This window comes from Bacillus sp. AR2-1 (assembly GCF_008368755.1).
Taxonomy (GTDB): domain Bacteria; phylum Bacillota; class Bacilli; order Bacillales; family Bacillaceae_G; genus Bacillus_A; species Bacillus_A wiedmannii.
Genome location: NZ_QORY01000006.1, coordinates 189820 through 202549, shown reverse-complemented (window position 1 = coordinate 202549; position 12730 = coordinate 189820). Strand labels below are relative to the sequence as shown.

The 12730-nt window shown below is 36.3% G+C and carries 9 protein-coding genes and 1 pseudogene; 3 read left to right on the top strand and 7 right to left on the bottom strand.

The genetic code is table 11. From position 1 onward, the window contains the following. Positions 1-36 precede the first annotated feature (36 nt). Positions 37-1386: pseudogene (entB, locus tag DT250_RS05640) on the bottom strand (cell wall-binding protein EntB). Between the two features lie 334 nt (positions 1387-1720). Continuing rightward, a complete protein-coding gene (locus DT250_RS05635) occupies positions 1721-2212 on the bottom strand; it encodes a nitroreductase (RefSeq protein WP_075307578.1) in 492 nt (163 codons plus the stop codon). 179 nt (positions 2213-2391) lie between these two features. Here DT250_RS05635 and DT250_RS05630 point away from each other — a divergent pair, with 179 nt between their 5' ends. Both DT250_RS05630 and DT250_RS05625 read left to right on the top strand, forming a co-directional pair. Beyond that, positions 2392-2772 (top strand): VOC family protein, encoded by a 381-nt coding sequence (locus DT250_RS05630; RefSeq protein ID WP_060487169.1) that lies wholly within the window; start codon positions 2392-2394, stop codon positions 2770-2772. 23 nt (positions 2773-2795) lie between these two features. Then, positions 2796-3296, top strand: coding sequence for a GNAT family N-acetyltransferase (locus DT250_RS05625; protein ID WP_370513117.1), 501 nt, complete (start codon positions 2796-2798; stop codon positions 3294-3296). 139 nt (positions 3297-3435) lie between these two features. On the opposite strand, the gene DT250_RS05620 is transcribed toward DT250_RS05625, so the two are convergent. The 5 genes from DT250_RS05620 to DT250_RS05600 all read right to left on the bottom strand — a co-directional run bounded on the left by DT250_RS05620 (position 3436) and on the right by DT250_RS05600 (position 10821). Next, positions 3436-4872 (bottom strand): GntP family permease, encoded by a 1437-nt coding sequence (locus DT250_RS05620; RefSeq protein WP_088063786.1) that lies wholly within the window; start codon positions 4870-4872, stop codon positions 3436-3438. 121 nt (positions 4873-4993) lie between these two features. Then, positions 4994-5785: an enoyl-CoA hydratase gene (locus DT250_RS05615; protein WP_088063787.1), complete on the bottom strand. Its 792-nt coding sequence runs from the start codon at positions 5783-5785 to the stop codon at positions 4994-4996. 44 nt (positions 5786-5829) lie between these two features. Further along, complete coding sequence (locus DT250_RS05610) at positions 5830-7434, bottom strand: ATP-dependent acyl-CoA ligase (protein WP_088063788.1); 1605 nt, start codon at positions 7432-7434, stop codon at positions 5830-5832. 241 nt (positions 7435-7675) lie between these two features. Continuing rightward, complete coding sequence (locus tag DT250_RS05605) at positions 7676-9415, bottom strand: sigma 54-interacting transcriptional regulator (RefSeq protein ID WP_088609156.1); 1740 nt, start codon at positions 9413-9415, stop codon at positions 7676-7678. 359 nt (positions 9416-9774) lie between these two features. Further along, the gene (locus DT250_RS05600; RefSeq protein ID WP_088063790.1) at positions 9775-10821 is read right to left on the bottom strand and encodes a DUF2332 domain-containing protein; all 1047 of its coding nucleotides are present in this window, start codon (positions 10819-10821) and stop codon (positions 9775-9777) included. 380 nt (positions 10822-11201) lie between these two features. Here DT250_RS05600 and DT250_RS05595 point away from each other — a divergent pair, with 380 nt between their 5' ends. Continuing rightward, positions 11202-12704 carry a malate:quinone oxidoreductase gene (locus DT250_RS05595; RefSeq protein ID WP_000069156.1) on the top strand — a complete coding sequence of 501 codons (1503 nt, stop codon included), beginning with the start codon at positions 11202-11204 and terminating at the stop codon, positions 12702-12704. Positions 12705-12730: the final 26 nt, after the last annotated feature.

The following is a 12730-nucleotide window of genomic DNA, read 5'->3' as shown; positions in this document are numbered from 1 at the left end:
AAAGAGAACTGACTTCTATCTAGATAACTTTATTTATTAAAGAATTTTAACTTTAACAGTTTGTCTTCCCCAATTCATAGCTTTACTTTTTGAGCCCATTAAAACATCAATACGATTTCCTTTAATAGCACTTCCAGTATCACCAGCAATTGCTTCGCCATAACCTTCTACCCATACTTTAGATCCTAATGGGATTACTTTCGGATCTACTGCGATAATTCTCATATTCGGATTAGCCGTTAAATCATGCCCCATCGCAGTTAAAACACGTCCACCATATGTACCATTTTCACTTGGATCAGCAGTATATGCTGTCGCAACTACCGTTAATTCACGTTTAGCAGACTGTATGTTATTTTTAGACTCTTCTCTTGCTTTTGCTTCTTCCTTAGCCTTTGCTATTTCTCTTGCTTTCTCTTCTTCTTTAGCCTTTGCTATTTCCCTTGCTTTCTCTTCTTCTTTAGCCTTTGCTATTTCCCTTGCTTCGGCCTCTTCCTTAGCTTTTGCTTCTTCTTGGGTTTTCACGTCTTCTTTAGGCTTTACTATTTCTTGTACTTTCGTTTCTTCCTTAGGCTTTACTACTTCTTGTACTTTCACTTCTTCTTTTGGCTTTACTACTTCTTGTACTTTCACTTCTTCTTTTGGCTTTACTACTTCTTGTACTTTCACTTCTTCTTTTGGCTTTTCTTTCTTGTACTTTCACTTCTTCTTTTGGCTTTACTACTTCTTGTACTTTCACTTCTTCCTTAGGCTTTACTACTTCTTGTATTTTCACTTCGGCTTTACTACTTCTTGTACTTTCACTTCTTCCTTAGGCTTTGTTACTTTTTGTACTTTCGCTTCTTCCTTAGGCTTTGCTATCTTTTGTGCTTTAACTTCATCCTTAGCTTTAGCTGTTTTGTATACTTTCGCTACTTGCTTCGTTTTCTCTTTAGCTGTTTTTTCAACTGGTGCTGTACTTGATAGGAAAGAAACATTAACATAAGCTGTTTTTCCTTTATACTCAAATTGTAACCAACCGTCTTTTACTTGATGCGTTGATTCAATTACATCATTTGTTTTTAGTCTGCCAAGTATTTCTGATTCTGTACTTGCATCAGAACGGACATTTAACAAATTCGCTGTTACATAATACACATCTTTTGTAAACTCCGCACTTACAAACACTTCTTTACCATTTAAATCAATTTTGGACCATCCTTCTTCCGTATGTATAACCTTTAACTTTTCTCCTTCTTTTACTTTTTTGACAACTTTTGATTCAGTAGTCGGTTTTTCACGTACGTTGAGTACATCTGCTGTTACGATTGTTTCTGCGGTAGCAGTTGTAGTAAATGCTCCCAATCCAAAAACAGTTGCTGTTGCTGCGCCAATTATTTTTTTCATATTAGCCTCCATTATTTTTTTGAATTCTATCAAATACTTCCATAAAATTAGGAAAGCATTTGTAACAGTATATTAATACGACTTAATATACTGCTATTAAAACTCCTTACTCCAATACTATCAAATTCTCATTTTTAATTCTATATATTATAAAGTGAAACTTTAATCATTGGGGGTTTTGTTCATCCCCCAATGATTGTTAGTTGAACCAATCGGACGTTTACGGACAGTTGATCTCCCACCTAACTTCTTTGCTCCAACTGAATTTTGAGGTGGGAGTTTTACTGTCCGTTAACGCGGGATAAATCTCACTATCTTCTATAAACTCTTCATACTAAATAGTTGTCACAATTCCTGCCAAAAACAAACTTACGATTGCTAAAAATTTTGTGCCGACTATAGCCCCTCTTAAATGAAACTTATAATCTTTATATCCCTTCATGCCTTCTGTACTAGGAATAACAACAAATCTTGGGGTAATCCAGCAAAAGATTAGCCAATCAATTATAAACAAATCTACTAAATTGAAAATCATTAAAATACCAAAAGTATGTAAATAGGCATCAACATATAATAATTTTTCATGTTTATGTAGTATATATGTAGAAACGACAGGCGTACCGAAAAGAATAGCATTATATGCAATATTAAAGTAGATTGTTTGCTTTTTTTCATGAATCGATTTTGGAAAAACTACCTTTTGAATATCTTTCGGATATTCAGTTAACGAAAGACGAGGATTATAATATAAAGATCCTAAAATCATTACAGATAGTACAATAGACATAATGACACCAACGTACATCATTTGCTCAAATGGATTCATATGCTTCATTCACCTTTTTCTTTAATTACTATGCTTCTCCTTTACTTAATTACATATTGTATGCTCACAAATAACCAAAAATTAATAACACCTTTAACACCCAATCAAAATTCTTGCAATGCAAAAACAATTTTTATAAAGTGAAAGCCAAATTAGTTAAGTAAGGATTGGTGAAAACTATGAAAATAGAACATATTGCAATATGGGTAAATGATTTAGAATTAATGCGTTCTTTTTATACAAAGTACTTTAATGGTAAAGCGAACTCTTTATATCATAATAAAGCAAAACAATTTGAATCTTATTTTATTACGTTCGAATCTGGTGCAAGACTTGAAATTATGCGTAAAAAAGGTATAGAAAAAGAGCCGAACCCCAACATAACTGGCTATGCTCATATGGCTTTCTCTGTCGGTAGTGAAGAACGTGTAAATGAATTAACTACAACATTAAAAAATGATGGTTATCCTTTATTAAATGGACCACGTTTCACTGGAGATGGCTATTACGAAAGTGTGATAAGCGATCCTGAAGGTAATCAAATTGAAATTACGATTTAATTTATCTTTTTTCTGAAGAACAAATGAAAATTAGTTTGGAGGAATATTATACAAAAGCTAAATTTGAAGAAACAGATTTTAATTTATATTTCCAACTCGTATTCAATAAAGAAGTAATGGCGCAAATTACCGAACGCGCTATTCCGTTAGATGAAGCGAAAAATGACTTTACAAGGCTGGTAAAGCGCAATGAAAATCATCAACTATTCGGCTCTTATAAAGTATATGATTCTATTACAAATGAGTATATCAATCTTGGACATGTTACGGTAAACGAGGATAATGTTAAAGAGGCTGAAATTGGTTATATGCTTTTGCCAGAGCACTGGGGAAAAAGGTATAGTAGTAGGATTGCAAAGGAACTAATGAATATAGCGAAGCAGACAGATATAAAGGTACTAAAAGCAATTATTGATCCAAATAATATCCCCTCTCGCAAAATTTTAATAAACGTCGGTTTTACCTCTGAAAAAGTTTGTGAGATTGATGGATTGCCTAGGGAGGTTTTGAGTATATATATTTAACTAAATAAAAGGCAATACTACTAGTAGTATTGCCTTTTTCTCTTAGCCATCATTTCATGGAATGACGGCTTTTTCTGATTACTATTATTCATAATTAATTGATAGATACATTCTTTTTAACTGACGATCAAGTTACCTATTATACAATAGAAAACATCATATACACTCCAACAACGAAGAATACGGCAAGGGTCTTAATTATCGTAATACCAAATATCTCTTTATAAGCTTCCCGGTGCGTTAATCCTGTAACCGCAAGTAAAGTTATAACTGCTCCGTTATGAGGTAAAGTATCCATCCCTCCTGCCGCCATTGCAATTACACGATGCAGCACATCTAACGGAATATCAAAGTTCGCTGCCGCTTCAATATATTTTTCAGCCATTAAACCTAATGTAATACTCATTCCACCCGAGCCTGATCCCGTCAGCCCGCATAATATATTCGTCATGACCGCTCCGCTAATTAATGGATTTGAGAAAGTCCCCGTTAAATAGTTTTGAATCATGACAAATCCAGGTAAAGCTGCTATAACGGCACCAAATCCATACTCGGCTGCAGTGTTCATAGCTGCTAAGATTGAACCACTCACACCAACGCTTGTAATTGATTGAAAATGATCTTTTACCGCTTGGAAGTTTAATAATATAGCAGATAATATTCCGATAAGAAGTGCCATTTCCACTGACCAAATCCCCACAACTTGTCCCATATCAATTGTTCCGTACTCCTTCAAACCTATGGATGCAAAATCAAATCCCTTTGTATACCAAACAGGAATGAATGCTGTAAAGACTTTATTCATCACTCCAACCAGTACAAGCGGAAGAAATGCTATCCAGTAACTAATTGGAATTACATCGCCCGAAGCAATCGGATTTTGCACCAATTGCGCGCTAGTTGTAGCAGCCATCTCAGAAGTAGCATCGCCTTTTCCGAAGTACCCCTCCCCCTTAGCAGCAGCCTTCTTCCTACATCTTTCCAAATACAACATACCACATATGAAGATAAACAGTGCTCCTATAATTCCTAATGTAGGAGCGGCATAAATATCTGTTTTAAAGAACGTAGTTGGAATAACATTTTGAATTTGAGGCGATCCAGGAAGTGAATCCATCGAAAACGTAAATGCGCTGAATGCGATTGTTGCAGGAATGAGACGTTTCGGAATATCCGCCTCACGAAATAATTGCGCTGCAAATGGATAAATCGCAAATACTGCGACAAATAAACTGACACCACTGTATGTAAGAATCGCTCCCATTAATACGATGGAAAGAATTGCTCTTTTCACGCCTATAAAGCGGATAATAATTTTCGCGATTTTTTCTGCTATTCCAGTGATTTCTACCACTTTACCAAATATCGCTCCAAGCAAAAAGACAGGAAAATATAATTTTATAAATCCGACCATCTTCGCCATAAAAACATTAGAAAAGAATGGTAAAACATTTGCCGGTTCTGTTAAAAACACAGCGAGCAACGCACATAACGGAGCGAATAAAATGACTGAGAATCCTCGGTAAGCAACAAAAATAAGCAAGCCAAGCGCTAACAATACAATCAATAAATCCATAACCCCAATCCCCCTCAATAATATGGATTTTTTAACTTTGTATCCTTTTCTGTTTGTATATATTTTGGTAATGCCTGCCGGAGGCAGGCATTACTTTTTTGCATATTATAGTTATAGCTTTTTATTTATGATGAAAGATTGGTGCCCTCTTTTCTATAAAGGCCTCCACTCCCTCTCTTACATCACTTGTTTGAAACACATGTCCGAAATTCTCAGCTTCTATTTTTAATCCTTCCTCAAGAGAAGCAGATAATCCCTTATTGATAGATTGCTTCATCAAGGATAAAGCAGGAAGAGAAAACCGAGCCATCTTCACAGCTAGTTCCTTCGCCTTATTCAGCGATTCGCCACGCGGAACAACATGATTCACCAAACCAACTCGCCAAGCTACTTCGGCAGTGAGTGGTTCACCAGTAAACATCATTTCTTTCGCACTTGCAGTTCCAATTAATCGCGGTAAACGTTGCGTTCCTCCTGCACCTGGAAACAAACCTAACTTCACTTCTGGAAGCCCGATTTGGGCGTGTTCTTCTATAATCCGTAAATCACATGATAAAGCTAATTCACACCCGCCCCCAAGCGCTAATCCGTTAATAGCAGCAATTACAGGCTTGGGCAATCTTTCTATTTTATTTAACGGATTCTGAAGCCACATTGATTTTCCCTCTGCATATTCACTCCCTTTTCCAATCCATTCCGGAAACGACTTAATGTCTCCTCCTGCAACGAAAGCCTTTTCTCCAGCTCCAGTTAGAAGTACAACAATTACTTCATCATCCTGTTCTATTTCACCGACTACTACCGTCAGTTGATCTATCACAACACTGCTCAGTACATTCACAGGAGGATTATCAATGATAATCGTTGCGACTCCATTTTCTTTGGACCATGTAACAACCCGCTTATTTTCCAATTCAATCCCTTCTTTCTAATATGTAATAAAGTAAAATCAGCACATCAACTCGTTCTTTTAATTACATAACCGGCCTGTTCGCGATCCCAAGCGCTACCAATCCCTTCCTCCTTCAGCTTGAACTTTTGGATCCGTTCCGTCGCTGTTTTTGGGAAGGTTTCACTGAACTGAACATATCGAGGTACCATAAAATAAGCCATACGTTCTTGACACCAATCTATAATCTCTTCATGGGACATCGTTTCATCTTTCTTTACAATCACATATAATTTAACATCCTCCTCTCCCACTTCTGATGGGACACCGATGGCCGCCGATTCAAGTACTTTCGGGTGATTATTCACAACTTTTTCGATTTCCCAAGAGGAGATATTTTCACCACGTCTTCGGATACACTGTTTAATTCGATCACAAAAATATAAGTAACCCTCCTCATCTAGATAACCTCGATCTCCTGTATGGAACCATCCCTCCTTCATTGCCTCCTCTGTTTTATCAAACATTTTATAATAACCTTCCATGAATGCTTGTCTCTGTAAGGAACGAATAAAAATCTCTCCAATTTCACCAGTCCGTGCTTCATTTCCATCCTCATTAACAATCTTCGTCTCTACGTAAGAATATGGTTTTCCTATAGAAGGTGGCTTATTGGCATACAATGGATTCGTTACACAAAAACCCGTTGTTTCCGTTAATCCGTAACCTTCTACAATCCGAACGCCAAACCTCTCCTCAAACGGCTTCCAAAATTCCTTAGGCGTAGCAGCACAAGCTGTCACCCTTACTAAATTTTCATTATCATCTTCCTTTTCCGGCTGCTTACAGAGAATAGGAATCATAGATCCTAAAGAATTAAAAATGGTTGCGCCATGACTGCGAATTTCATACCAAAATCTAGAAGCACTAAACCGCTTACCTAGAGCAATCGTAGCATTGGAAGAAATGGATCCAAGTACTGTATGGGCCTGGGCGTTTATATGAAATAACGGAAGCGCTGTAAATAAGACATCTTTTGAACTTGCGCCAACCATATAGTTGGCAAATGACTGCGCAGAATTTACATAAGCAGAATGACTTAACATAACCCCTTTAGGTAAACCAGTCGTCCCAGAGGTATAGAGGATACTGTTAATAGAAGTGGAGGAAACAAATGCAGTTGGAAGGTGATGATTATTTGTATTTAGTACATCTTTCAATTCGATTACTAACCACTCTTTGCCATCACCTGCAATGACTACGCTTTCATTTTTTCCGTAAGCAACAATTTGAATGTCCCTATGTATAAATGACAAACAAGAGGCAATTTGAGGAACAAATTCCTTATCAACGATAATTAACTTACAATCAGAGTGAGATATAATATACTGCAAGCCTTCTCCTTTTAAATGCACATTCAGAGGCACCGCAATTGCTCCCATAAAAGATAAAGCAAACCATACATCCAGATATTCAGGAGTGTTATGAAGCATAATACAAACTTTGTCTCCTTTTTGAATACCGAGCTCACAAAACCCCGCTATAGCTCTTGTAATTCGATGATAAAGTTCCTCATATGTAACCCTTTGTTCTTCAAATTGTAAATATACTTTACTTGGTGTTTTTTCGATACTTTGCATAATAAAATGCGGTAAGCTATGATTTTCTAGCATTTAATTCCATCCCCTTCCTACTAAAATCTTTTTTTATTTATATAGCAAGAAACATGCCAAAAATCGACTCATTACCTATTCCCTTATTCCTTCGTAATCTCCCTTACTTTTCTAACCTCACATGTCGCATTTGCGCTACAAACATTAGCAACCATGTCGCATCTATAAGAAAATGTCGCAAAAAAGAGACAGTGTTTATTACTACAAACAAAAAAAGGGCCTATTTGCCCTTTACTTTCCTTCACGATATTTCGTATTTCTCTATTTTTCGATATAAGCTGGCCCGATGAATTCCTAAAAGCTCGGCTGCCTCTTTTACATTTCCAACTGTTTTTTCCAAAGCTCTCGTAATCGCACGTTTTTCAGCGGATTCCACTTCCGCCTTCAGTAAATAACTCATCTCATGGTTCTCATGGCCCATCGTAAATATTTCATGGATTAACTCTTCTTCCAAATCTTTTTTTCGTAAATAGGCAGGAAGATGATGCACTTGAATAATCATTCCTTCTATAACATTCATCGCTCGTTCTAATACATTCTCTAGCTCCCTAATATTCCCTGGCCAATCATGCTCCATAAATAAATCTCTTACTCTCTCATCCAATGAAATAACGTTACTACCTAGCTCACCATTCAATTTCTTAATTAAAAATTCCGTTATATGTATCATATCTTCTTTTCTCTCTCGCAACGGAGGGATATCAATTTCAAACACATTCAGCCTATAATATAAATCCTCCCTGAACTCCCCACTTTGCACCATTTCACGGAGATTTCGATGTGTAGCCGCAATGAAACGGACATCAATCTTTTGAATTTTTGTACCTCCAATTCTTTCAATCTCTTTCTCTTGCAATACACGAAGCAACTTCACCTGCATGTCCAATGACATATCACCAATTTCATCTAAAAACAATGTTCCCTTATGAGCTAACTCAATCTTCCCAGGCTTACCGCCTTTTTTTGCTCCTGTAAAAGCCCCTTCTTCGTATCCAAACAATTCAGCCTCCAAAAGATCCCTCGGAATCGCAGCACAATTCAAGCGAATAAATGTGCCACTAGCACGCGGACTTGCACGATGTACCGCATGTGCAAAGAGCTCTTTTCCTGTACCACTTTCTCCTCTTATCAAAACGGTAGACCGACTTTTAGAAACCTTTAAAGCCATCATTTTGACTTCTTTCATTTTTGCACTCTCTCCTATAATGCTTTGAAAGGAAAGTCGCCTTTCTTGCAGCCGCTGTAATTCAGTTTGATAGTAAGATAACTTTGATTCCATTTCACTAATTTGATCTCCCAAAGCTTTAAACTGCTGTATATCATGAAACATAATTTTACCAATTGCTCCAATAATCTTGCCTTCCTTGATGATAGGTATGCGCGTTGCGATTATATTCCGATTACTTATACGCTGGATATGCCCAATTTCCATCTGTCCCGTCTTTACGATAATATGCATCCTCGTATTCTCAACAACCTCCGTACAATGCTTACCAATCGCTTCCTTCGGATCATCAATCCCTAAAAATTGTGCATAAGAACCACTTAAAAAATTGACAATTCCTTGTTCATTTACCCCTAGAATGCATTCAGACAGTAAATTTAGGGCACTTTCATATCGACTTATGATGCTTTCCAAAGACTGTATACTTTTCCCCTTACTTTCCAGAATGGCAATTGATCCGTATTCTGTCTCATTCCGATATACATGGGATTCATTCACAATTAAAACTTGGTTGCCACTCCTACATTCATACCTGTACAAACTATCCTTTTGATTCACTACTAACTTTTTACGATCAGGAATAATCGTTGATATATGCTCACCTATTATTTCATTTTCTTTTTTCTGTAGCATGCTACAGAATAGTTTGTTGCTATATGTGATGATTCCATCATGACTTATAACAGCAATTCCGTTATTCATTACCTGAAGAGCCTGACTAGTTACCTGCAAATTCATTCGTTCGTCCATATGCATTTGAAAGCCCCCTATCCAATTGCGCTCGTTCTCGCATGTATTATATATTCATTTTAAATATTTACTTTCCCTTGGTTTTTCCATTTGAAGTTATAAATTATTAAACTAGTAATATAGCCCATTAACCAGTGGCTTCTTTTTTTGGCACTAGCAAGAGTTTTATAATCTACTTTCTTTAGCTTCTTTTGAGAGAAGATTATTTCATGGGCTATTTGCAACATGCAGCAGGGACATGTTTAACACTTAATTGGATACATAAAGCAAGTTTAATAAAAATAAAAAACAGTTGACGGATTACCTTCTGTCAACTGTTTTTATTACGAATATTGGTGACGAAACCCATAATTGTTAGGTTTCCTTTAGCATAAAGTTCGGTCTCCAATTTTCCAGCTAAACCATCTCCCATGCCCTTCGGTTTCTCCAACCGTTTCACGATATTCGTTTCCGTTAATATAATAATCAATATGAAGGTCCCGGTCCCACATGTTGTTATATAGGTGGAATACATCACGTTTTGCACCGATTTCTTGGATTTGTTTTTCTAACTTACGTTTTACTTGTTCAGGTATTTGATTTGCGACGTGTGTATGGAAAATACAGATTATAGCATCTTTACTTATTTGTTCGATGATAGATGGCAATAGCTCCACACCGTCTCCTTCTATTAATTGAACAGATTCAGTTTTCACTAAAGATGCTGCTTGGTCAAACATTTCAAGTCTTTCTTTATGCTCTGGCCAAATGAGTGCACGTAGCCACAAATAATCTTCATTACTATGTAAATCATTTACATGTAAATCTAGTCCTATTCTTTCTGCGACAGATGGACTTTCTTTTAGAAAATGAGGCACATTCTCTCCTCTTATTTCAGAAGTTACATGCACATTCGAGTTTATATTTCCGTATGTTACATCTGTTCCATACGAATAGCTATATTGATCCCAGAACAGTTGTAATCCAGAACTTGTCCCAATTTCAATTAACGCTAATTGTTTTTTCACTTTATTAAATATGTAACAAAAACTTGGGTATAAGTACGCACATCGCCTTACTTCATTCGTTTGAACGAGTTTCGTTTGTAATAAGGTAATGATTTCTTCTCGATACGTTTTACAGAAATCTTTAAAATAATCAAAAGCTTGATTTAAATCCGTATTAGCATTTTCAACTAAGCTACTGTAATACATTTTTAAATGATGTTCTTTCCCTGATAGTAATAAATAATGTACAGCACCTAATAATAAGTTTGGAATTGGTTGGCCTACTTGAGCGTAGGAAGATAGTGTAAGTACTTCCTCATCTTCAGCAATTTTTATTGATAAGTATTCATATAAATCACTTGACCCTTTACATTCCTTTATTGAAAAATTTCGAAATAAGTTTGCGATTTGTTCTTGTGTACGCATTGGTATCCCTCCTTTTCATTTTACAGAATAACCATACTATTATCAGAGGTAAAATTCCATAAAAAGGTATCTTTTCTACCCATTCTACGATACGTAAGCTTTTTCGGGATAATTTCAAACTGTAATTTTTTTCTATTTATCACCTTAAAAGAGCTTGTTAAATAAGATTTTTGGCGAATAAAACGTTAAATAGTTTAAAATTATCAGATAACACTAGATATTTTAGTCTATTAATTATTATAATAGAGTATGAGATGGTTATACAATTGAGACAAAAAAGGTAAATACCTAGGTGGGGCCTAGGCGGTGTTTCTCTTTTACGGCTTAGACATAGAAAACACCTACTCTTTTTTGCCAATATAGGGGATGGAGAGATTATCATGAGCAACATGCAGCAAAAAACAGACGTTATCTTAATTGGTGCAGGAATTATGAGTGCAACGTTAGGCTCATTACTAAAAGAATTAGCACCTGAATGGGAAATTAAAGTTTTTGAAAAACTCGCAAGTGCCGGGGAAGAAAGCTCTAATGAATGGAATAATGCAGGTACAGGGCATTCTGCGCTATGCGAACTGAACTATACTTCCGAAAAATCTGACGGATCTATAGATATTAGTAAGGCTGTAAAAGTGAATGAGCAATTCCAGCTTTCAAGACAATTTTGGGCATATCTTGTAAAAAGTAAATTAATTCGTAATCCACAAGATTTCATTATGCCTCTACCTCATATGAGTTTAGTACAAGGTGAAAAAAATGTTGAGTTTCTAAAAAACCGTTTTGAAGCGCTTTCAAAAAATCCACTGTTTCAAGGTATGGAATTTTCCGATGCTCCTGAAACATTAAAAAAATGGCTTCCACTCATTATGGAAGGACGTACACCTAACGAACCAATGGCTGCAACGAAGATTGATTCTGGAACAGATGTTAACTTCGGTGCATTAACACGTATGTTGTTTGATTACTTACAAACGAAAAATGTCGAGCTAAACTACAAACATAGTGTCGAAAATATTAAACGCACAAAGAATGGTTTGTGGGAAGTAAAAGTACACGATATGAATAGTGGTAAAATTGAGCATCACACTGCAAAATTCGTCTTTATCGGCGGCGGTGGCGGTAGTCTACCTCTACTACAAAAGACTGGTATCCCTGAATCAAAACATATTGGTGGATTCCCTGTAAGTGGACTATTTATGGTATGTAAAAACCAAAAAGTTGTCGAGCAACATCATGCGAAAGTATATGGTAAAGCTAAAGTTGGCGCTCCGCCAATGTCTGTACCTCACCTTGATACGAGATATATAGACAATAAAAAAGCTTTACTATTTGGACCGTTCGCAGGGTTCTCTCCTAAGTTCTTAAAAACTGGCTCAAACCTTGACTTAATTGGTTCTGTAAAACCAAATAACGTCTTAACGATGTTAGCTGCTGGTGTAAAAGAAATGGGATTAACAAAATACTTAATTCAGCAAGTTATGTTATCTCACGAAAAACGTATGGAAGAATTACGCGAATTCATTCCGAACGCGAAAAGTGAAGATTGGGATATTGTAGTTGCTGGGCAACGTGTACAAGTAATTAAAGATACTGATGCTGGCGGTAAAGGTACACTTCAATTCGGTACTGAAGTTGTTAGTGCAGCTGACGGCTCAATCGCTGCATTACTAGGTGCTTCACCAGGTGCCTCTACTGCCGTTCACGTCATGCTTGAAGTATTAGAAAAATGTTTCCCGAGCCGCATGGTAGAATGGGAAGAAAAAATAAAAGAAATGATTCCTTCTTATGGCATTTCACTAACTGAAAATCCAAGATTGTTCCAAGACCTTCACACTTCTACAGGTCGTACGCTTGGATTAAATGAAAAAGAAACGGTTCATAATTAAAGAAGTTATTAAAAAACGTCCGATTT